This window comes from Symbioplanes lichenis (genome assembly GCF_030709675.1).
Classification (GTDB): domain Bacteria; phylum Actinomycetota; class Actinomycetes; order Mycobacteriales; family Micromonosporaceae; genus Actinoplanes; species Actinoplanes lichenis.
The window spans coordinates 50591-72297 of record NZ_JAUZQD010000027.1 but is presented as its reverse complement, the minus strand read 5'-3'; the positions used below and the strand labels follow the sequence as shown (position 1 = coordinate 72297).

General features: G+C 71.5%; 20 protein-coding genes. 9 read left to right on the top strand and 11 right to left on the bottom strand.

Features of this window, described 5'->3' with window-relative positions; genetic code table 11:
• Positions 1–221: 221 nt before the first annotated feature.
• The gene (locus tag RAN62_RS39810; RefSeq protein WP_305790072.1) at positions 222–836 is read right to left on the bottom strand and encodes an HAD family hydrolase; all 615 of its coding nucleotides are present in this window, start codon (positions 834–836) and stop codon (positions 222–224) included.
• A 156-nt stretch (positions 837–992) separates the two neighbouring features.
• Here RAN62_RS39810 and RAN62_RS39805 point away from each other — a divergent pair, with 156 nt between their 5' ends.
• Entirely contained in the window at positions 993–1295 is a 303-nt protein-coding gene (locus RAN62_RS39805) for a hypothetical protein (RefSeq protein ID WP_305790071.1), read from the top strand.
• A gap of 259 nt (positions 1296–1554) precedes the next feature.
• Here the strand turns inward: RAN62_RS39805 and RAN62_RS39800 are convergent, their stop codons facing one another.
• The 4 genes from RAN62_RS39800 to RAN62_RS39785 form a co-directional block, all read right to left on the bottom strand.
• The gene (locus RAN62_RS39800; protein WP_305790070.1) at positions 1555–2055 is read right to left on the bottom strand and encodes a GNAT family N-acetyltransferase; all 501 of its coding nucleotides are present in this window, start codon (positions 2053–2055) and stop codon (positions 1555–1557) included.
• Positions 2027–2956 carry a ribonuclease Z gene (locus RAN62_RS39795; RefSeq protein ID WP_305790074.1) on the bottom strand — a complete coding sequence of 310 codons (930 nt, stop codon included), beginning with the start codon at positions 2954–2956 and terminating at the stop codon, positions 2027–2029. The genes RAN62_RS39800 and RAN62_RS39795 overlap by 29 nt, the downstream gene beginning before the upstream one ends.
• Positions 2957–3259: 303 nt before the next feature.
• The gene (gene ppk2, locus RAN62_RS39790; RefSeq protein ID WP_305790069.1) at positions 3260–4201 is read right to left on the bottom strand and encodes a polyphosphate kinase 2; all 942 of its coding nucleotides are present in this window, start codon (positions 4199–4201) and stop codon (positions 3260–3262) included.
• Positions 4202–4277: 76 nt separating this feature from the next.
• Positions 4278–5687, bottom strand: coding sequence for a CYTH and CHAD domain-containing protein (locus tag RAN62_RS39785; protein ID WP_305790068.1), 1410 nt, complete (start codon positions 5685–5687; stop codon positions 4278–4280).
• A gap of 87 nt (positions 5688–5774) precedes the next feature.
• Between RAN62_RS39785 and RAN62_RS39780 the strand changes: the two genes are divergently transcribed.
• Positions 5775–5963: a hypothetical protein gene (locus tag RAN62_RS39780; RefSeq protein ID WP_305790067.1), complete on the top strand. Its 189-nt coding sequence runs from the start codon at positions 5775–5777 to the stop codon at positions 5961–5963.
• A 176-nt stretch (positions 5964–6139) separates the two neighbouring features.
• Here RAN62_RS39780 and RAN62_RS39775 read toward each other — a convergent pair whose 3' ends face one another.
• The 3 genes from RAN62_RS39775 to RAN62_RS39765 all read right to left on the bottom strand — a co-directional run bounded on the left by RAN62_RS39775 (position 6140) and on the right by RAN62_RS39765 (position 7835).
• Entirely contained in the window at positions 6140–6469 is a 330-nt protein-coding gene (locus tag RAN62_RS39775; protein ID WP_305790066.1) for a hypothetical protein, read from the bottom strand.
• Between the two features lie 217 nt (positions 6470–6686).
• Entirely contained in the window at positions 6687–7373 is a 687-nt protein-coding gene (gene msrA, locus RAN62_RS39770; protein ID WP_305790065.1) for a peptide-methionine (S)-S-oxide reductase MsrA, read from the bottom strand.
• Between the two features lie 48 nt (positions 7374–7421).
• On the bottom strand, positions 7422–7835 hold the full coding sequence (locus tag RAN62_RS39765) for an HIT family protein (RefSeq protein WP_305790064.1): 414 nt from the start codon (positions 7833–7835) through the stop codon (positions 7422–7424).
• Between the two features lie 63 nt (positions 7836–7898).
• Between RAN62_RS39765 and RAN62_RS39760 the strand changes: the two genes are divergently transcribed.
• The 3 genes from RAN62_RS39760 (at position 7899) to ilvA (ending at position 11772) form a co-directional block, all read left to right on the top strand.
• Entirely contained in the window at positions 7899–9050 is a 1152-nt protein-coding gene (locus RAN62_RS39760) for a cystathionine gamma-synthase (protein ID WP_305790063.1), read from the top strand.
• A gap of 30 nt (positions 9051–9080) precedes the next feature.
• The gene (locus RAN62_RS39755; protein WP_305790062.1) at positions 9081–10442 is read left to right on the top strand and encodes an amidase; all 1362 of its coding nucleotides are present in this window, start codon (positions 9081–9083) and stop codon (positions 10440–10442) included.
• A gap of 106 nt (positions 10443–10548) precedes the next feature.
• Entirely contained in the window at positions 10549–11772 is a 1224-nt protein-coding gene (gene ilvA, locus RAN62_RS39750) for a threonine ammonia-lyase (protein WP_305790061.1), read from the top strand.
• Between the two features lie 506 nt (positions 11773–12278).
• Here the strand turns inward: ilvA and greA are convergent.
• Both greA and RAN62_RS39740 read right to left on the bottom strand, forming a co-directional pair.
• The gene (gene greA / locus RAN62_RS39745; RefSeq protein ID WP_305790060.1) at positions 12279–12773 is read right to left on the bottom strand and encodes a transcription elongation factor GreA; all 495 of its coding nucleotides are present in this window, start codon (positions 12771–12773) and stop codon (positions 12279–12281) included.
• Positions 12774–12992: 219 nt separating this feature from the next.
• On the bottom strand, positions 12993–13412 hold the full coding sequence (locus tag RAN62_RS39740; RefSeq protein ID WP_305790059.1) for a DUF4307 domain-containing protein: 420 nt from the start codon (positions 13410–13412) through the stop codon (positions 12993–12995).
• 111 nt (positions 13413–13523) lie between these two features.
• Between RAN62_RS39740 and mca the strand changes: the two genes are divergently transcribed.
• The 4 genes from mca to RAN62_RS39720 all read left to right on the top strand — a co-directional run bounded on the left by mca (position 13524) and on the right by RAN62_RS39720 (position 21059).
• Positions 13524–14402, top strand: a complete 879-nt coding sequence (gene mca / locus RAN62_RS39735) for a mycothiol conjugate amidase Mca (protein WP_305790058.1) — start codon at positions 13524–13526, stop codon at positions 14400–14402.
• A gap of 601 nt (positions 14403–15003) precedes the next feature.
• Positions 15004–15660: a hypothetical protein gene (locus RAN62_RS39730; protein ID WP_305790075.1), complete on the top strand. Its 657-nt coding sequence runs from the start codon at positions 15004–15006 to the stop codon at positions 15658–15660.
• A gap of 765 nt (positions 15661–16425) precedes the next feature.
• Positions 16426–18975 carry an EAL domain-containing protein gene (locus RAN62_RS39725; RefSeq protein WP_438874606.1) on the top strand — a complete coding sequence of 850 codons (2550 nt, stop codon included), beginning with the start codon at positions 16426–16428 and terminating at the stop codon, positions 18973–18975.
• 38 nt (positions 18976–19013) lie between these two features.
• Positions 19014–21059: a thioredoxin domain-containing protein gene (locus RAN62_RS39720; protein WP_305790056.1), complete on the top strand. Its 2046-nt coding sequence runs from the start codon at positions 19014–19016 to the stop codon at positions 21057–21059.
• Between the two features lie 359 nt (positions 21060–21418).
• On the opposite strand, the gene RAN62_RS39715 is transcribed toward RAN62_RS39720, so the two are convergent.
• The gene (locus RAN62_RS39715) at positions 21419–21673 is read right to left on the bottom strand and encodes a DUF4190 domain-containing protein (RefSeq protein ID WP_305790055.1); all 255 of its coding nucleotides are present in this window, start codon (positions 21671–21673) and stop codon (positions 21419–21421) included.
• Positions 21674–21707 lie beyond the last annotated feature (34 nt).

Genomic DNA, 21707 nt, shown 5'->3' with positions numbered 1-21707 from the left:
GGGTTGCGCTCACCCCGCAACCCCGCGTGGCGCCTCGTCCCGCATGACGCAGCCCAGCGTGGCGCCGGGATGGACGAGGCGCGCCGATCTCGCAGCCCCGCGCGGCGCCGGGATGGACCAGGCGCGCTGATCTCGCAGCCCCGCGTGGCGCCGGGTGGACGTGATGCACCCGCATCCCGCAACACCCGAACACCTCGTCCAAGGGGGGCTGTCTGGAAGGACTAAGACTCCGACGGCGGGCGGGCGAGGAAGGCTTCGATCGCGGCGATGACGGGTGCGTTGGCGGTGTGGTGGACGGCCGCGAGGCCGGCGGTCCGGGCGGCTGTCACATTGGTGAGCAGGTCGTCGACGAACAGGCAGTTGTGCGGGGCGACGCCGAGGCGATCGACGGCCAGGGCGTAAGCGGCGGGGTCGGGCTTTTCGAGGCCGGTCTCGTGGGAGTAGAGGATCTCGTCGACGAGGGCGGGGAAGGCGTAGGCGGCTTCTTCGCGTTCGCGGGCGCCGACGAAGCTGTTGCTCAGGATGCCCAGGCGGCAGCGGCCGCGGAGAGTCCTGACGTAGGCGATCAGTTCCTCGTTGGGGGAGCCCAGATATTCGGTCCAGAGGTCGTCGAGGAAGCGGGCCGCGGCGGCCGGGCCCAGCCAGGCTTCGAGGCGGGCGATGACCTGGGCTTCCGTCATGTCGCCGATTGCGCCGGCGGTCCAGAGGTCGGCGCAACGGCGGTCGATGGCGCCGGGCGGGAGGCCGAGCGAAAGCTCCCAGCGGGCGGTCCAGCCGGTGGCGGGAGTGTGTTCGAGGACGCCGCCGATGTCGAGGAGAAGTGCGCGTTCCGTCATGGGGTCAGGGTGGGGTCTGCCCCGACGGCAAGGTCAACAACGCAGTGATGGTCACGGATAGTTGCGGAGGTCGCACACTCAGTCCGATCGTTGGGTGGGCCGCGGCGGTTGTATGGGGGACAGCGAGCGACGCATCGGACGGAGGTACCAGCACCCATGGTCATGGTCGACCAGGCCGCGCCGGCCGGGATCGTGGACCGTCTGCTCTGGCAGGACGCGCAGCGGATGCTCGCTCGTCACGCGAGTGCCGGGCACGACGGCAACTGTGTCTGGTGTGGATGGCGGTGGCCGTGCGCCCCGCGGCGGATCGCCGAGCGGGCCGACGCCGCGTCGCGCCGGCCGTGGCGGGAGGCGTGGACCTTCCGGCACGACCTCAACAGTGTCCGCGAGATGCCCGGGCTGCTCGACGACAGCCGGCCCGCGGTGCGACGAAGCAAGGACGACGATGAATTGACCTGACAGGGCGTCAGTCCCGGGTGCCCCGACCGTCCCCCGGCAGGAGTGACCCGGCGCCGACGCCTGTTCCGCGGTGACATCGCGTAGCCCCGCCAGCACGCCGATGTCCCGCGCCCGGACCCGTCCCGAACCGACCCGACCGGCACGCCTCCGCCGGTCGGCGCCTCCGGCCAGGCGCAGCACGGTTCAGGACGGGGCACGGTTGGCGGGGACGCGTGACCACAGGTTCCCCCGCATCAACTCGGTCACGCGTCCCCGCCTCCTAAAGGGCCCGCGCGTAACGCACCTGCAGCGTCGGCGCGCCGCCGATGGAGTCGACCCGACTCACCCCGTCCGCGACCCAGCCCCCACGCTCGTAAAACGCCCGAGCCCGCGCGTTCTGCTCCAGCACCCACAACACGGCCCGGTCGCCGTAGGCAGGCAGAGCCGCCAGCGCGTCGATCATCAGCGCCTTCCCGACCCCGCGCCCCACGAACGCGGGCGCGGCATGGATAGCGCTCAGCAACGCCACGCCCGGCTCCTCGTCCGGCCCCAGATACGTGAAGCCGGCCAGCTCATCGTCGACCTCGGCGACGGTCATGCGGTGGTTGTCACGCTCCCATTTCCAGCGTTCGGCCCACCACTCGCCCATCGCTTCCGGCGAGCCGAAGGACAGGGCCGACGGCGGCAGGAACCCCGCGTACGCCGAGGCCCGCGACCGGAAGTGCAGCGCCCCGATGCCCAGAAGGTCGCCGTCAGCCGCGGGACGCAGAAGCACGCTCATGCGTCGAACCTAGCCGCGGCGGCACCGGGACGCGCATCAGGTCCTCGGCGAGCACGATGTCGCCGTCGAACTCCGCGCGCGCTTCCTCGGCGAAGCGCGCGCTGTCGGCGTACCGCTGGGAGAAGTGGGTCAGGACCAGCGTGCGCGCACCGCTCTGACGGGCCACCGACCCGGCCTGGCCCGCCGTGAGATGGCCGACCTGGGCGGCCATCGCGGCGTCCTCGGCGAGAAACGTCGACTCGATCACGAGCAGGTCGGCCCCCTCGGCCAGCGCGAAGACGCTGTCGCACAGGCCGGTGTCCATGACGAAGGCGAACTTCTGACCGGGCCGGGCCACGCTGACGTCGTCGAGGGTCACCCGCCCGAGGCGGCAGGTGCGCTGCAGCTCACCCACGGCGGGACCATTGATCCCGTACGCGGACAGCAGCGCCGGCACGATGCGGCGCCCATCAGGCTCGGTCAGCCGGTAGCCGTAGGTCTCGATCGAGTGTCGCAGCGGCAGCGCGGTGAGCGTGCCCGCCCGCGTCTCGACCCGGAACCCCGGCCCCACGGGTACGGGCTCCAGCTCGGCCACGTCGTAGAAGCTCGTCGCGTGCCGCAGTCGCCCGAAGAACTCGGCTCCGCCGGCGGGGAAGTGCACCTGCACGGGGTGCGGCACCTTGTCGAGCGAGATCCGCTGGATGATGCCGGGCAGCCCGAGCGCGTGGTCGCCGTGGAAGTGGGTGACGCAGATGCGGGTCAGCGGGGTGACCGCGAGCCCGGCCATGAGCATCTGGCGCTGGGTGCCCTCACCCGGGTCGAAGAGGATCACCTCGTCGTCCCAGCGCAGCTGGTAGCCGTTGTGGTTGCGGTGCCGCGTGGGCACCTGACTGGCCGTTCCGAGAACGGTGAGCTCGCGCATGATCGCGTCCCGAAATAAGGCGACCCCCGGGGACTTCCACCACGCCCGGAAGGGCGAGGTGGTCCGGTCGGACAAGGCCGGATCCCCGGGGGTCGGGTGGCTGCCTGGTACTCGCCACGACCGCTGCCACACGGTCTCGACGTACTACAAGAACTTACCTAGCTGTCGAGGACAGCGGCTAGCGGACAGCCACCTCACGAGTCCCATTGGTACTCAAAGCTAGGACCACCTCCCTTCACGTGTACGGCTACGTTAACCATCCGGAAGGCCTGTCGACAACGCTTTAAAAATCACAGACCCGAGCTACAGCCGAGGGAATACGCGGGGGGACATTTCGGTGCCTTCCACGGCCAGCGCGGCGGGCCCGACGATGCGCGGATCCGGGGTGCCGACGACCTCGAAATCCTTGCCGTCGTAGTCGAAGCGGTCGAGCACGTAGCGCATGGCCTCGATCCGGGCGCGCTTCTTGTCGTTGCTCTTGACCACGGTCCACGGGGCGTCGGCGGTGTCCGTGTAGAAGAACATCGCCTCCTTGGCCTCGGTGTAGTCGTCCCACTTGTCCAGCGACTCGAGATCCATCTTCGAGAGCTTCCACTGCCGGACCGGGTCGACCTGGCGGATGGCGAAGCGGGTGCGCTGCTCGCCCTGGGCGACCGAGAACCAGAACTTCACCAGGTGTACGCCGGAGCGCACCAGCATCCGCTCGAGGTCCGGTGCCTGCCGCATGAACTCGAGGTACTCGACCCGGGTGCAGAAGCCCATGACCCGCTCGACGCCGGCCCGGTTGTACCAGGACCGGTCGAAGAGCACGATCTCGCCGGCGGCGGGCAGGTGCTTGATGTAGCGCTGGAAGTACCACTGAGTGCTCTCGCGCTCGTTGGGCTTCTCCAGCGCCACGACGGAGGCGCCGCGCGGGTTGAGGTGCTCCATGAAGCGCTTGATCGTGCCGCCCTTGCCGGCGGCGTCCCGTCCCTCGAAGAGGATGACCAGGCGCTCGCCCGTGGTCTTGCACCAGTTCTGCAGCTTGAGCAGCTCGATCTGGAGCAGCCGCTTGTCGCGGTCGTAGTCGGCGCGGGACATGCGCTCGTCGTACGGGTAGTCCTCGCGCCAGGTGTCCACCGGGGTGCCGTCGGCGTTGATCAGCACCGGGTCGTCGTCGTCCCCGTCCGCGACCCGGTAGCCGCTCAGCTCGGCGATCGGTCCCGAGTAGGGGGGTGTGGCCGCGCGCTCCTGCTCTTCCTCCATGAACAAGGTTCATACCCACGGATACCGACGGACCCACTCGCAATGTGTGACCTATTGGTGGACGCCGGGTTAACGATCACGCCAGCCAGGAGCGCAGCTTCCCGGTGCGCGAGGCGGAGATCGCCCCGGGCAGCTCGGTCAGCGTCTCGGCGCCGACCTGTTCCTGCCGGGCGTGCAGGACGCCGTACGGGAAACCGTCCGCCGCCGTCCGCGACATCTCGCGCAGCACCTCCCGGGCCACCACGGAGTCCTGGTGCGCTCCGAGCACGTCCTGCAGATCGGTGAGCGCGTCGACCAGCCGCTTGCCCGGCTTGCCGGCGCCCGGGGCGAACACCTCGACCGCGTAGCGGGCCTGCTTGTACTTCTTGCGGGCCTCGTGCAGCTCCGCGTCGACGCCGTCCGCCGTCGCTTCGTCGAGCAGCCGGTCGGCCTGCCGCAGCACCTTCCGGGCCCGCCGGGACGCCTTCGGGTCCTCCGCGGGCGCGCCCTCGATCAGCGCGTCGAGCTCGTCGAGCAGCGCCAGATAGCGGTCGGAATCGAGCGCCTCGGTCAGCGCCGCGCGCCCGGTCTCGACGTCGCCGGCCAGCTTCGCCCGGATCTCCGCGGCGGTCTCGGGGAAGTCGGCGGCGACGTCGCCCAGCTTCTGGCCGAGCACCTGCGCGTCACGGACGGCGCCGAGCTCGGCCGCCAGCCACTTCAGCTCGTCCCGCAGCGGGGTGGCGCGCTCCTGGTCGAAGGACGCCTTGAACGTCTTCAGCGTGCTCCGCAGCCGACGGGTCGCCACGCGCATCTTGTGCACGGCCTCGGCGTCCCCGGCGCGGACCCCGGGGTCGTGCTCGGCGAGGGCGTCGCGCTGCTCCAGCGCGTACCGGAGGACGGGCCCGGGCTTCCGCGGCCGGCGGCGCTGCGCCTTGCTCAGCCGGTCACCCAGCGCGCGAGCCAGCTTGGACGGCCCGGCGGCGGGCGTCGCACCGGCCGCGAGCAGCAGGCCCTCCACCTGGTCGAGCAGCTCCGGGCCGCCGTCGACGAGCTCGACCTCGACCTCCTGCCAGCGCTGCTCGCGGCCGCCGGTCTCGGCCCCGACCTCGTCCTGCGCGACCAGCGCCAGCGTGCGGCCCTCGGCGTCGCGCAGCGGCGTCTCGATCCGGTGCGTGCGCAGGCGGGCGACAGGCCGCAATTCCTTGGTCCGCACAATGGGCCGCACCGCGCTCGTCAACTCGTCCGGCACCTGGTCGCCGTCGCTCAACGGCAGCCGGTGCTCGGTCCGCCCGTCGCCGTCGGCCGGCGTCTTCAGGTGCCAGCCGGCGTCCGTGCCCCCCGTGCGCCGGCGCAGGGTCCGCTTGTTGCGCGCGAGCCGGAGATCGTCCGTGTCGAAGTAGGTCGCGTCCAGCTCGTGCGTCTCGGCTTCGCCCGCGCCGGTGAGCGGGGGGAGCGTGAAGCCGGCGGGAACGTCGTACTTGCGTTCGGTCTCCGTCGCGGTCTGCATGCCTTCCAGTCTGGCCGATCAAGCGCGTCCGGGCATCCGCACGCCTCCTTCAGCTCGTTCACAGCTGATCGCGTCACGCTGGGCGGCGTGAACGATTCCGAACGCCGCAAGGTCTCCCTCGCCGGGCTGGGCCTCATCAGCGCCGGTGCCGTCCTCGGGCTGGCCCTCAACGCCGCCGCCGGCGCCGCCGGCACCTCCGGCGCTTCCGGCAGCGAGACGAAGGACACAGCTGCACCGCCCGCCGCGACCGCGCCGGTCGACCCGCCCTTGTCGTGATCATTCCCAGCGCCTTTGGGGCTCGGGCACAGGCTGCTCCCAGCAACGGGCGGCATTGTTGACGACAGGCCCCTGAAGGTCCGGTGTTCGTCCCCCGTGCGGGCATCGGCACTTCAGGACCAGGTGAAGCGCCGCCCCGACCGCCGCCCCGGTCGTGGCGGCGCTTTTCCACATGCTCAGACGGTGTAATCCATGGCTTCCAGGCTCCGCAGATAAAGAGCCCGCGAATAGTGCGCCGCCGCCGCGTTGTAATACATCGTCGCGAGCCCGACGTGAAAACTGTTGTCGGTCAGCGCGTTCTTGGCGACGGCCGTCGAGGACCACCGGATCTCCGCGTCCGTCGGGCTGATGCCCCGCTGCGCGCACGCCTCCAAGGTCAGCTGCTTGCCCAGCCGCCACTTCTCCAGTGCGCTCTCGGCCTGCCGCATCATCGTCACCGCTTGCTCGACCAGCGACTCGGCCAGCGACCAGGCGGCGCGCTCCTCCTCACTGCGAAACCTGGGCATGGGCGTACCTCCCGCGATTACCTCCTGAAATGTCCGTCCCCTCAGTGTGGGCGGGCATGTCGGCGGCTGTCGATCTTTTCCACCCGCAGGAATGACCTTGTCCGCCTGCCCCCGAACAACCGGCCCGAAGAGGCTTGCGGCCGCCGCCGGCGCCCCCGACAATCTGCACGAAAAAGCCCGGCTCCGCGGGGGAGCCGGGCTCTTTGGTCCTACCTGATTACCGTGCGCTGTAGGCGACGTCGCCCGCCGGCACCTTCGCGACGCCGACCGGGCACGACATGCCGTTCGGGCCGTGGTTGCAGTAGCCGTTCGGGTTCTTCGTCGGCGCGAGGTACTGCTGGTGGTAGTCCTCGGCGTAGTAGTAGCGGCCCAGCGGCTTGATCTCCGTGGTGATCGCGCCGCGGCCGGTCTTGGACACCACCGGCTGGAACGCCTCGAGCGACTGCTGAGCGATCGATGCCTGCTCGGCCGTCGTCGTGTAGATCGCCGACCGGTACTGGGTGCCGACGTCGTTGCCCTGGCGCATGCCCTGGGTCGGGTCGTGGTTCTCCCAGAAGGCCTTCAGCAGGTCCGCGTAGGAGATCTTCGCCGGGTCGTAGACCACCTGCACCGCCTCGGTGTGGCCGGTCGTGCCCGAGCAGACCTCCTCGTACGTCGGGTTCTCGGTGAAGCCGCCCGCATAGCCGGCGGACGTCGAGTAGACGCCGGGCAGGCGCCAGAAGATGCGCTCCACGCCCCAGAAGCAGCCGGCCCCGAAGACGGCGACCTCGAAGCCCTCCGGCCAGGGGCCCTTCATCGGCGTGCCGAGCACCTCGTGGGTGTCGCTCACCGGCATCTCGATCAGGCGGCCCGGCAGGGCCTGCTCGGCGGTGGGCAGCTCAGGCTTCTTGTACCGCAGGAACACGGTCACTCCCTTCATCCGGTGGGTGCAACAACAACCCGCCGGTGATCCTTACCCGAGGGCTTCGCTGATGCGTTCAGCGTACGAAGCGGCTTCCTCGTCGGAGTCGTATTTGTGCCGGGGCCAGAAGAAGCCGCGTAATCCGTCACCCTTTGTCCGCGGGACGACGTGGAAGTGAAGATGGGGCTGGGACTGGGAGACGACATTGTTGTTCGCGACGAAGGTGCCTTGCGCCTTCGTCGCGACCGGCACGGCGGCGGCGACGCGCTGCACCAGTCCGAAATATCCGGCCAAATCGGGCGCGGGTAGGGCAGTCAGCTGCGGCACGTGCGCGCGGGGCACGATCAGGACGTGGCCCTTGAAGACCGGCCGCACGTCGAGGAAGCCCACTCCCTCGGGCTCGTCCACGACCTTGAACGCGGGAACCGTGCCCGCCACGATCCCACAGAAGAGGCAGTCCGGCATGGCTTTTATGTTAGTTTCTTTCGGTTTTCCGCTGCGGATAAGCACAGACTAGCCTTGCCCCTCATGACGGGTAACGAGTACGGCTTCGACACACTGGCCATTCACGCGGGGCAGGAGCCCGACCCGCGGACCGGCGCTGTCGTGCCGCCGATCTATCAGACCAGCACCTACGCGCAGGACGCCGTCGGGGCGCCGCGGCTGGGCTATGAGTACAGCCGCTCGGGCAACCCGACCCGCGACGCGCTGCAGGAGTGCCTCGCGGCGATCGAGGGCGGCCGGCGAGGGCTGGCTTTCGCGAGCGGTCTCGCGGCGGAGGACACCCTTTTGCGTACGGTGTGCCGGCCCGGCGATCACGTGGTGATCCCGGACGACGCGTACGGCGGCACCTATCGGCTCTTCGCCAAGGTCGCGGAGAACTGGGGCCTCGACTGGACCGCCGTGCCCCTGAACGACCTCGACGCGGTCCGCGCCGCCTTCCGTCCCGGCAAGACGCGGCTGATCTGGGCCGAGACGCCGACGAACCCGCTGCTCAACATCGCGGACATCGCGGCGCTGGCCGGGCTGGCCCACGAGTACGACGCCATGCTCGCGGTCGACAACACGTTCGCGTCGCCGTATCTGCAGCAGCCGCTGGCGCTCGGGGCGGACGTGGTGATCCACTCGACCACGAAGTACCTGGGCGGGCACTCGGACGTCGTCGGCGGGGCGCTGGTCACGGCGGCCGACGGCCTCGGCGACGAGCTGGCCTTCCACCAGAACGCGATGGGTGCGGTCAACGGGCCCTTCGACGCGTGGCTGACCCTGCGGGGCGTCAAGACTCTGGGCGTACGGATGGATCGGCACTGTGACAACGCCGAGCGCATCGTCAGTTTCCTCAGCGGGCACGCGAAGGTGGCGCAGGTGCTCTACCCCGGGCTGGAGTCGCATCCCGGACACGAGACCGCCGCGAAGCAGATGTCGCGCTTCGGTGGCATGGTCTCCTTCCGGGCCAAGGGCGGTCGTGACCAGGCCATCGAGATCTGTAACCGGACAAAGCTCTTCGTGCTGGCCGAGTCGCTGGGCGGCGTCGAGTCGCTCATCGAGCACCCCGGCCAGATGACACACCTGTCCGCGGCGGGTTCTCCGCTTGAAGTGCCGGCCGATCTCGTGCGACTGTCTGTCGGCATCGAAACCGCTGACGATCTGCTCGCGGACCTGGAGCAGGCGCTCGGCTGAGCTCGCTCGACCGACGGAGACGGACGGACCATGGACAACCTGGCCACCACATGGGTGGGTGCCACCGCGAAGCAGATCTCGCGCGCGGTCCGTCGGGGCGACACCAACGCCACCCAGGTGGTCGCCGATCACCTGGAGCAGATCGCGATCTCCGACCCGTCGCTCGCGGCGTTCCGCGTCGTGCGCGGCGGGGAGGCGATCGTCGAGGCCGAGAAGGTCGACGAGCAGGAGGACCTGGCCAATCTCCCGCTGGCCGGCGTGCCCGTGGCGGTGAAGGAGAACACGCCGGTCGCCGGCCTGCCCACCTGGCACGGCTCGGCCGCCGCCCGCACCCCGGTCGCCGAGGAGGACCACGAGATCGTCCGGCGGCTGCGCGGGGCGGGCGCGGTGGTCGTCGGCGTCACCCGCATGCCCGAGCTGGGCCTGTGGGCGACCACCGACGGCGTCGACCTGCCGACCCGCAACCCCTGGTCGCTCGACCGCACGCCGGGCGGGTCGTCCGGCGGCTCGGCGGCGGCGGTCGCGGCGGGCCTGGTCCCGATCGCGCACGGCAACGACGGGCTGGGCTCGATCCGCATCCCGGCCGCCTGCTGCGGCATCGTCGGCCTCAAGCCCGGCCGCGGCGTGCTCCCCGTCGACCTGGGCGTCGACAACTGGTTCGACCTGGTCGAGCACGGCATCCTGGCCACCACGGTCGGCGACGCCGCGCTCGGCTTCACCGTCCTGGCCGGGCGGCCGCCGGCCAAGCTCACCCCGCCGGACCGGCTGCGGGTGGGCGTGAGCTTGCGCTCCCCACTGCCCGGGGTACGCGCGGACGAGCCGAACCGTGACGCCGTCGCGACCACGGTCCGCCTCCTCGGTGAGGCTGGTCACGACACGATCAGCGCCGAGGTGCCGGTGCCCACGTCGGCCGGGATGGCCGGGTTGATGGCCTGGTTCGCGTCGGCATACAGGGAGTCGCAGCAGCTCGACCACAAGGCCCTGCAGCCGCGCAGCCGCGGGCACATCCGTCTCGGCAAGCTCGCGTGGCAGCGGGGCTGGGTCCGGCAGTCGCAGCGCGACGCCTGGCGCGAGAAGGCGATCGCGTTCTTCGCCGAGCGCGAGATCGACATCCTGGTCACGCCCGCCCTGGCCGAGACGCCGCCCCCGGCCGACGGCCACGCGACCAGCAGCTGGCGGCGCAACATGCGGCGCAACATGAGGTACGCGCCCTATGCCGCCCCGTGGAACGTCGCCGGCCTGCCCGCGATCGTCGTGCCCGTGGGCGTCCGGCCGGACGGGTTGCCGGTCGGGGTGCAGATCGTGGGGCCGCCCGACTCCGAGTTGCTGCTGCTCTCGGTGGCGGGGTTGCTCGAGGTCGCCAACCCGTGGACGCGGCACGCCTTCGTTTGACGTCTCTTGATGTGGCCTGCGCACTCGGCTCGATGTGGCGTGGTTACTCGTCTCGATGTGATCTGGGCACTCGCGAAGATCATCGGCGGAATGGCACGATCGGGGCATGAGTGACCTGCTCTCGCTCGCCGACGTCGAGGCTGCCCGCAAGCTGCTGACCGGCGTCGTCAAGACCACCCCGCTCGAGCCGTCGGCGCCGCTGGCGGCCACGCTGGGCCTGCCCGCCTGGCTCAAGTGCGAGAACCAGCAGCGTGCCGGGTCCTACAAGGTGCGGGGGGCGTACACGCGCATCTCACGCCTGTCGGACGCCGAGAAGGCGCGGGGCGTCGTCGCCGCGAGCGCCGGCAACCACGCCCAGGGTGTCGCACTCGCCGCCGGGCTGCTCGGCACCCGAGCGACGGTCTTCATGCCCGAGGGCGCGCCGCTGCCCAAGGTCACTGCCACGCGCGGCTACGGCGCCGACATCGAGTACGCCGGGCGTACGGTCGACGACTCCCTCGCCGCCGCGCGCGAGTTCGCGGACGAGACCGGCGCGGTGCTGATCCACCCGTTCGACCACCCGGACGTCATCGCCGGCCAGGGCACGGTCGGCCTCGAAATCCTCGAGCAGTGCCCGGACGCCGGCACCATCGTCACCGCGGTCGGCGGCGGCGGCCTGATCTCGGGCGTCGCCGTGGCCGCCAAAGCCCTCCGCCCCGACATCCGCATCGTCGGCGTCCAGGCCGTGGGCGCGGCCGCCTACCCGCCCTCCCTCGTCGCCGGCGCCCCGGTCACCCTCACCGAGTCGGCCACCATCGCCGACGGCATCGCCGTCATGCGCCCGGGCGACATCACCTTCGCCCACGTGTCCTCACTGGTCGACGAGGTCGTCACGGTCACCGACGAAGACCTGTCGGCGGCCCTGCTCCTCCTGCTCGAACGCCACAAAATGGTCGTCGAACCGGCCGGCGGAGCAGCCGTCGCAGCCCTCCTCACGGGCAAACTCGACCTCAAGCCCCCGGTCGTCGCCATCCTCTCCGGCGGCAACATCGACCCGATGCTCCTCATGCGCGTGATCGAACACGGCCTGGCCTCGGCCGGCCGCTTCCTCCGCCTCTCCGTCCAGACCGGTGACCGCCCGGGCGAACTGGCCCGCCTGCTCTCCGAGATTGCCCGCCACCGAGCCAACATCGTCGACGTCATGCACACCCGCCACAACCCGCGGCTGAGCTTCGGCGAGGTCGAGGTGCAACTCTCGGTCGAAACCCGCGGCCTCGAACACTCCGAGGCGTTGATCAGCTCCCTCCGCGAATCCGGCTACACGGTGACGTTGCTCTCCGGCACCCCCTGAGCCCCGCCCCAACCCGCCACCCGGTCCTCGCCTCCCCCGGGCCCGCCGTTCGTGTCTCACCGCCCCAGGCCCCGTCGCCTCGCCCTCGCCCTCGCCGCGCCGTGCTCGCTGGTTGCCGTGCTCGCTGGTCGCCGCGCCGCGCCGCGCTCGCCGCGCCCACCACGTGCTGCGCCTCGTTTGCCGCCCGCCACGCCGGCCCACCGAGCGTCGCGGCCCGATCCGGCGGCGGGGTCGAAGCGCCGGTCGTGGCCAAAGCGGCGGCGAACATGACGAACGGCGCGCACCAAGTCATCACTCGGTGCGCGCCGCAGCACGTCTTGCATCGGCTCGGGCGTCGCTCGGGTCGCCCGGATCTGCCGCTCATCCACGGGATCTGCCGCGTGAGCCGGCCGCCGATCGCCGTAGTCCCAGCCGGGACACCAGTCCCGGACTCGCTCCACCGGGCCCCCGATCGCCGGGGGTCTCCTCGCCGGGCCGTCGTCGCCGGCGGGAGGGGCCGGAGCCGGTCAGGCGCCGAAGGGCGAGAACTCCACCACGGTGACCTTGATGTCCGAGCCGCTGGGGGCGGTGTAGGTGACCGTCTGACCCTTGTTGGCGCCGAGGATGGCGACGCCGAGGGCGGACTCGGGGCTGTAGACCGTGAGGTCCGTGGTCTGGGCGATCTCGCGCGAGCCGAGCAGGAACTTCTCGGTGTCGCTCTGGTCGTCGTCGAAGTAGATCGTGACGACCATGCCCGGCGCGACCTTGTCGGCGGTGGGCGCGTCGCCGACCTCCGCGTTGCGCAGGAACTCCTTCAAGTAGAGGATGCGGCCTTCCTGGCGGCTCTGCTCCTCCCGGGCGGCGTGGTAGCCGCCGTTCTCCCGCAGGTCACCCTCCTCGCGGCGGGCGTTGATCTCGGCTGCGACTTCCGGCCGGGCTGCGATCAACTCGTCGAGCTCGGCCTGCAGCCGGTCGTAAGCGTCCTGGGAGAGCCAGGTCTTCGACGCCTCTGAACTGGTCACAGACTCTTCTCCTTGAAGCGGGTCGAGCGTACGGAGCGAATCACCCACCTTACCAGCGGTGTGCATTGCGGCCGATTCGCTTGTGCGGAGGGTGCAAACGGACGATCCGCGCCCGGGCGGCGCCGAGCCGGATGCTTCCGTCTGGGTCCTTGTTACCGGGCGGGTCTGACAGTTTCCTGGGTCAGCCCGTCTGACCTGCGCACTTGTCCGGTCGGCCGGTTACCGGGGCGCGTCGCAGCGGATGACGTCGCCCACGGAGGCACGGGACTTGGTCGGCACCTTCTCGGCGGCCTCGATCGTGCGGTCGTCACCCTTGGCGCTGACGGTGACGGTGGCGCGACCGACCTCGTACCCGTCGTAGTCGCGGGCTCGCAGGCCGCACGTCGCGCTGCCGCCGGAGGGGACGCGCACCGAGAAGCGGATCGTCATCGACGTGTCGGTCACGTCACCCCAGCCGATGATCTGGGCGTCGTAGTCGGGGTCGCCGTACTGACCATAGAGCCGCACGCTGAGCGCAATCACGGCGACCGCGATGACCACCGCGAAGACGATCGGACCGGTGAGCCGACGGCGCCCGTCGCGGCGCCGGCCGTACCGGCCCGGCGGGAATACCGGAGCTGTGGCGCGCGTCTCGCTCACCTGGAGGGCCTCTCGTGCGAAAACTGTCGGTGCCATCGGCCAGAATGGCCCTGTCCATCTTCGCAGCCGGAGCCGGGCCCTCCCCACGAGGCCTGGTCGAGGGAGTTATCAGTGGTTGAGCAGTTGCGTCTCATGACGGTGCACGCGCACCCGGACGACGAGTCCAGCAAGGGTGCCGCGACCATGGCGCGCTATGTCGCCGAGGGCGTCGATGTGCTGGTCGCCACCTGCACGGGCGGGGAGCGCGGCAGCGTCCTCAACCCGAAGATGGACCGGCCCGAGGTCTGGGAGAACATCGCCGACATCCGCCGCAAGGAGATGGACACGGCCCGCGAGATCCTGGGCGTGCGCCAGGCCTGGCTGGGCTTCGTCGACTCCGGCCTGCCCGAGGGCGACCCGCTCCCGCCGCTGCCCGAGGGCTGTTTCGGCCTGGTCGACCCGGCCGAGGGCGCGCTGCCCCTGATCAAGCTGATCCGCGAGTTCCGCCCGCACGTCATGACCACCTATGACGAAAACGGCGGCTATCCCCACCCCGACCACATCATGTGCCACAAGGTGGCCGTGGCGGCGTTCGAGGCGGCCGGCGACCCCGAGCAGCACCCCGAGCTGGGCGAGCCGTGGCAGCCGCTCAAGCTCTACTACAACGGCGGCTGGACCCGCGCCCGCATGCTCGCCCTGCACGAGGGCATGCTCGCCATGGGCCTCGAGTCGCCCTACACCGAGTGGCTGCAAAACGAGGACCGCCAGGACCGAGGCGACAAAATCACCACCCGCGTCGAGTGCGGCGAATACTTCGAGACCCGCGACAACGCCCTCCGCGCCCACGCGACCCAGGTCGACCCCGACGGCTTCTGGTTCAAGGTGCCCCTCGAGCTCCAGCAAAAGGTCTGGCCCACCGAAGACTACGAACTGGCCCGCTCCCTGGTCGACAGCCCGATCCCCGAGTCCGACCTGTTCGCCGGCATCCGCGAGTCGGTCCAGGCTCACTGACGCCAGGCCGGGCCGCCCCGGGCATCCAGGCGGGGCCACCCGGGCCGGGCCACGCGCGGCCACGCGCTGTCAGGTCAGGCCACGCGCGGCCACGCGCTGTCAGGTCAGGCCACGCGCAGCCGCGCCACGCGCAGCCAGGTCAGGCCAGGCCAGGCCGCGCCACTCGCGGCCAGGCCAGGGCACGCGCCGTCAGGCCAGGCCACGCGCCGTCAGGCCACGCCGCGCGCCGTCACGCCGCGCCCAGGCCTGCGAACCGCTCACGCTACTTTTTCGGTACGCCGGAGCGCCGCCAGCAATGGTCAGCGTTCGCAGCGCCGGGCGCGCCGGGGGCCATGAGCGGCCGAAGCGCTGGGTGCCCCGGAGTGCCACGAGTAGCTGGAGCGCCGAGAGTGGCCCAACTCGCCCGTGACACCGGACTTGGGCCGAAGTTGTTGTTTCAACCTTGCATTTCCGTTTAGTTCGCGCCTCGTCGCCTCCGGAACGCGACCGTTTGGCCGGAAGGCTCGCGTGGAGAAAATCGGCGTCGGGGCGGGGTGTAGGGGACGGGCGGGTTGCGGCATCCCGGAGCCGGGCGTGGTGCCGTGGGGCGTACCGTTGAGGGGTGGATGCTGCCTTTGACGTCGCGGTCAACAACTTCGGGGACACCCGGTCCGGTGGGCTTGCCGGGCCGATGGGGCTCTTCATCATCGTGCTGATGTCCATCGCGACGGTGCTGCTCATCCGCAACATGAACAAGCGGCTGCGGCGGCTGCCCGACAGCTTCCCCACCGCGCGGGAGGCCGAGGTCGCCCGGCTCGAGGCCGATCTTGCCCGCAGTGAGAGCACGGCCACCGAGGTCCGCAGCGAGAGCACGGCCACCGAGGCTCGCGGCACGAGCGCCCCGGCCGCCGAGGCTCGCAGCACGGGCGCCCTGGCCGCCGACGCTCGCAGTGGGAGCGCCGCAGCTGCCGAGGCCCGCGCCGAGACCACCCCCGCCACCGACGCGCGCGCTGAGACGGCCCGCGCTGAGACCTCGACGGCCACCGAGGCCCGCGGCGAGGGAGTCGCCGGCGTCCAGGAGCAGGCCGGCAAGCTCGAGACGACCGCCACGACCGAGACGCTGCCCGCCGAGGCGACCGCGGCCGGTGCGCAGCCCGCCGACAAGTCTGAGGCCGGCACGGCGGCATCCGATGTGGCCGACGGCGCGCCCGGGTCCACGAGCGATGCCACGGCACCGGCGGGCGGCGGCGCGGCGAAGGGCGACTCGGTGCGCGGCTGAGGCGTCCGGCCGGGCCTCAGCGGGGCCTCGGCGGGCGTGAATAATCTCAGGTGCGACGTGAGTGAACTCATTCCACTTTGTCAAGGCGCCCAGGCCGGCCGCCCGGCCATGGTTCGGCCGCCGCCGATATAGGTGACCGTCGTCGCTCTACCCCTGTTGCGTTCCGCCGGATTGGCTTAGCCTTCCGCCGGGGGGCTTTACCGTCCCTCGACCCTGCGCGGAAAGGGGGACGTCGATGACTCGTTTCCCGCTTCCGCTCCCTCCACTGCAGATGCACGTGCATCCGCCAGTGCTGCTGGTCAGGGCTCTGCGGTGTGACCTCGGACAAGATCGATCAGGTGATCTGCGCGTCCGGGTCCGGGCCGGCTCGATCCACTGTCCGGAAAGCGCCGACCCGGCCGTGCGCCGGGTGCGTGCGAGCCGGCCTGGAGGTGCGACGCCCCTCCGCGGTGATCTCGCCGGCGCCCGTGCATCCGGCACGAGCGTGTCGACGTATGCACATGAAGCGAATTCGGACCGAGCGCCCCGGGCAAGCCGCACCGGCTGCGAGGGCATCAAGGTCACCGGGAGCCGCGTCACCCGCGGCTCGGTGACACCAGCCGGCCGCATCGGCGCCGGCATCACGCCCGATCGGGCATGGCAGACGTCGGTGCCCACCCGGGCGCCGCGGAACAAGGCGCCTCGGATGACCCCGGCGCTTCGGATCGCCCCGGACTCCGTGAACCGGAGAGCACCCGGGCGGGCTCGATCAGGCGAGGAGGTGTCATGACTTCGCCTTCCGCCGTTCCGGCTGTGGCTGCCCGTGACTCCGGTGGCGCGGTTGCTGCGCCTGTCCGGCGTGCTCACGGCGTACGCGTGCTGAACGGTCTTGTCCTTGCCGCCGCGGTGACGCTCGCCGTCGCCGGGCTGCTCGTCCCGTTGTCGCGTCCGTCGGCGTTCGACCTGACCCAGGCCACCGGCGCGGGGATCACCGTGCTGGTCGTGGCGGCCGCGCAGTTCGGCCGGCTGCGGTTCCGGGTCGGGCGTGGCGCCGTGAGCGTGTCGTGGGGCGAGGCAGCGTTCATCATCGGGTTCGCGCTCGCGCCGCCCGGATGGCTGCCCGCGATCGCCCTCGTCGGAGTCGCCGGCGCGTGGCTGCTCATCACGTGGCTGAACGATCAGCGTGCGGTCGCCGACGTGATCCATCTCGCCGCGTCACTGAGCCTCGGCGTCGCCGGTGCGACGCTGGTCACGTACACAATTGCGGGGCCTGCCACCCCGCTGGGCGACTCGCGCACCCAGGTCGCGCTGATCGCGGGCTCGGTGGCCTATCTGCTGATCTCGCTCGGCCTGGCCGTCCTGACGCTCACCGTGCACCGCGACGCGTCGCCGCGCGCGGCCGGCACGCGAGGGCTGCATGCGAAGCTGCCGATGTTCGTGGGCAATGTCATCGTCGGGCTCGCCGCGGTCTATGCCCTGCAGAACGGCCCGCTCTGGCTGATCGGGCTGCCCGCCGTGCTGTGGCTGCTCCAGCGCACCTACCGCTACCACCTGCGGGCAGAGGAGGAACGGCGGCTGTGGGAAGCGTTCGCGCGCGCCACCCGTACGCTCGGCGGCGCGACCGAGGCTCAGGTGGCCGCGGCCGGGGTGCAGGGTGCTCTGGACGTCTTCGGCGCTCGGAGGGTGGAGATAGAGGTCACGTTGACGGGCGGTAGCGAGGAGCGCCGCTACGTCGGCGAGGCGGCGCCCGATCCGATGCCCGCCCCGGCGCCCGGCCCGGTGATCACCCGGGCGATGACCGTGGGGACGACGCCTGTGGGCGATCTCACCGTGTGGCTCGCCGAGCCCCGGCTGCCCGCGGCGCAGGACGAGCTGGCCGTGTCGGCCTACGCCGATGCGCTGGCCGCGGCGCTGCATGATGCGGCGGCGCACGAGCGGCTGGCGCAGCTCGACGCGCGGCTGGCCCACGACGGCGTCCACGACCAGGTCACCGGTCTGGCCAACCGCGGCGCCCTGCTCGCCGACGGGGACGCGCTGCTCAAGGCGCTGCCCCGGGAACAGCCCGTCGCGGTGCTGCTGCTCGACCTCAACGACTTCCGGGACATCAACAGCACGCTGGGCTATCGGGCGGGCGACGACGTGTTGCGTACGGTCGCGGGCCGCCTCACCGCCCTGATGCGCGCGGGTGAGCTCGTGGCGCGGCTCGGCGACGACGAGTTCGCGCTGCTCCTGCCCATTGTGGCGACGCTCGCCGACGCGACGCCGCTGCTCGAACCCCCCACACCCCTGCCCCATGCCGTACGCCGCGCGCGTCACGTGATCGACGAGGTCAGCCGGCCCATCGACGCGCATGGTGTCCGGCTGGTGACCGACGTGGCCGTGGGCGTCGTGGTCGAGCAGGCCGGCTACGCGGATCTCGGTGAGCTGATCCGGCGGGCCAGTGTGGCGCTCGACCAGGCCAAGGAACTGAACGTGCCGGTCGCCGCGTACGACAGCGCCCACGACGCCACGAGTACCGATCACCTGGCGTTGCCGGCCGAGCTGCTCGACGCCTTGGGCGCGGAGGACCAGCTCGTGTTGATGCTCCAGCCCGAGGTCGACCTCGAGACCGGCGCGCCGACCGGCGTCGAGGCGCTGATCCGGTGGAACCATCCGCGGCGGGGCTTCCTGACGCCTGACTGCTTCGTGCGTACGGCCGAGAACGGTGAGCTGCTCGGCCCGTTCACGCGTTACGTGCTCGACCGGGCGCTGCATGCCGCTGCGAGCTGGGCGGCGGCTGGGCTGGACGTACCCGTGTCGGTCAATGTCTCTTCCCGCAGCCTGCTCGACGTGACCTTCCCCGCCCAGGTCGCGGAGGCCCTGCGCCGGCACCGGCTCACCGCGGAGAGCCTCGTGCTCGAAGTCACCGAGTCGCTGGCCGTCAGCGATTCCCCGATCGTCGACGAGGTGCTCGTCGCGCTGCGTGAGCTGGGCGTGCAGATCTCGGTCGACGATTTCGGTACGGGCTTCTCCTCGCTCGCGTTCGTCACCCGCGTCACGGTCGACGAGCTCAAGGTCGACCGCTCTTTCGTGATGAAGATGACCGACTCCGCTGCCGCCGACGCGATCGTGCGCGGCGCCGTCGAGCTGGGCGCGCGCCTCGGCGCCCGGGTCGTCGCCGAGGGCGTCGAGACCGCCGACCAGCGGGCCGCGCTGCTGGCGCTGGGCTGCACCACTGCTCAGGGCTACCACTTCAGCCGCCCGATGCCCGCCGACAAGATCATCCCGGCTCTGCAAGCACTGGCCGACGCGGCTCCGGCCAAGGTCGTGCCCCTGCGGGCCGACGGGGCTTCGTAGTTCGGATTCGTGTCGGACCCGGCGGGTAGGTTCGGTCCATGGCCAATCGTCTGGCGAGCGCGACTTCGCCCTACCTGCTGCAGCACGCCGACAACCCGGTCGACTGGTGGCCGTGGTCCCCGGAGGCGTTCGCCGCCGCCCGCGAGCGCGACGTGCCCGTGCTCATCTCGGTCGGCTATGCGGCGTGTCACTGGTGTCACGTGATGGCGCACGAGTCCTTCGAGGACGAGGCCGTCGCCCGCCAGATCAACGAGGGTTTCGTCGCGATCAAGGTGGACCGGGAGGAGCGGCCCGACGTCGACGCCGTCTACATGACCGCGACCCAGGCCATGACCGGGCAGGGCGGCTGGCCCATGACGGTCTTCGCCGCCCCCGGCGGGGAGCCCTTCTTCTGCGGTACGTACTACCCGAAGGACACCTTCACGCGGCTGCTCACCTCGGTGTCGTCCGCCTGGCGCGACCAGCGGGAGGAGGTCCTCAAGCAAGGCTCCGCCGTGGTCGAGGCCGTGGGCGGCGCGCAGCTGGTCACCGGTCCGACGGCGCCGATCTCGGCCGACCTGCTCGACACGGCCGCGCTCGCCCTGGCCAAGGAGCACGACACCACGCGCGGCGGGTTCGGCGGCGCCCCCAAGTTCCCGCCGCACATGAACCTGCTCTTCCTGCTGCGCCACCACCAGCGCACCGGCTCCGGCGACGCCCTCGAGATCGTCCGCCACACCGCCGAGCAGATGGCCCGCGGCGGCATCTACGACCAGCTCGGCGGCGGTTTCGCCCGCTACGCCGTCGACAACACGTGGACCGTGCCGCACTTCGAGAAGATGCTGTACGACAACGCTCTGCTCCTCCGCGTCTACACCCAGCTGTGGCGCCTGACCGGCGACCCGCTCGCGCGCCGCGTCGCCGACGAGACCGCGGCCTTCATGCTCCGCGACCTGTCCACGCCGGCCGGCGGTCTCGCCTCGGCCCTCGACGCCGACACCGACGGCACCGAGGGGCTGACCTATTCCTGGACGCCGGCGCAGCTGACCGCGGCGCTGGGCGAGGAGGACGGTGCCTGGGCCGCCGACCTGTTCGGCGTGACGGCGAAGGGCACCTTCGAGCACGGCACCAGCGTGCTGGTCCTGGCCCGCGACATCGACGCCGCCGCCCCGGAGCTGGTGGGGCGCTGGCAGGAGATCCGCTCGCGCCTTTTCCGGGTACGCACGGAGCGCCCGCAGCCGGCCCGCGACGACAAGATCGTGGCCGCCTGGAACGGGCTGGCCGTGACGGCGCTGGCCGAGCACGCGTCCCTGGTGTCCGCCCTCTCCGCGTCGTCGGGCGGGTCGTCTTCGCCGGCCGGGGACGCGGACGTGGCGGCGGCTTCGCGGGAGGCGGCCGTGGCGGTGGCGACGGTGCTGGCCGAGCGGCACTTCGTCGACGGGCGGCTGCGGCGGGTCTCGCGGGACGGCGTGGTGGGCGAGCCGGCCGGGGTGCTGGAGGACTACGGCGCCGTGGCCGAGGCGTTCTGTGCCGTGCACCAGCTCACCGGCGAGGGGCGCTGGCTCACGCTGGCCGGGCAGGTGCTCGACGTGGCGCTGGAGCACTTCGGCACCGAGCGGGGCGGCTTCTACGACACCGCCGACGACGCGGAGCAGCTGGTGACGCGGCCCGCCGACCCCACCGACAACGCCACCCCGTCCGGCGTGGCGGCCCTCACCGCGGGGCTGGTGGCCTACGCGGCGCTCTCCGGCGAGACCCGCTATCGCGAGGCGGCGGACAAGGCCCTCGAAACGGTCGGTCCGCTCATGGCCGGGCACCCGCGTTTCGCCGGCTATTCGGCCACGGTGGCCGAGGGGGCGCTCGCCGGCCCGTACGAGATCGCCATCGTCACCGACAACCCCCACGACCCCCTCATCGCCACCGCCCAGCGCCACGCCCCGCCCGGCACCGTGATCGTCGCCGGCCGCCCCGACCAGCCCGGCGTCCCCCTGCTCGCCGACCGCCCCCTCCTCGACGGCGCCCCCACCGCCTACGTCTGCCGCGGCTTCGTCTGCGACCGCCCCGTCACCACCCCCGCCGACCTGGAGGCCCGCCTGACTGCCTGACTCTCGCCAGTCGTCCGCCGGCGTGCCGGCCCCGGCAGGAGCGCCGGACCGCCTGCCGTGTCGCGGTGCGCCGGCTCACCTACCGTGTCGCGGCGTGCCGGACCGGCTGCTGTGTTGCGGTGCGCCGGACCTCTTGCCGTGTCGCGGTGCGCGGACCACCTGTCGTGTCGCGGCGTGCTGGCCCTGTGGGCACGCCGGATCACCTGCCGTGTTGCGTGTCCCGGGCTCGGCGGCGTCTGGCCCGGTCGGGGCCGGCCGACGCCGGTGGCGCCGCTGGCCGAGTTCGACCGGTCGGCTGCGGCTGGCTGCGTGGTGGGCCGGGGTGGTTCAGGCAGCCTGGGCGTTCAGGCAGCCGGAGGTCAGATGGTGGCGAGGACGGCGACCAGCAGCGTGGTGCTGAGGGCGCCCGCGACGATGCCGAAGATCGCTCGGCCGCCGCCGTGGGTGCCCTCGCGGGCGGCGCGGCGGAGAGCCCAGATGCCGATGGCTGTCGCGACGGGGCCGAGGATCCAGATCACCAGCGTCACCAGGCCCAGGTAGCCGGCGACGATCGACTGCCAGCTGCGACCGGTCGGGACGAGCCAGTGCGCCGCGTCCTTCGGGGAGCTGCCCATGGCGGGAGGCGTCGGGGCGGCATACCCGCCGTAG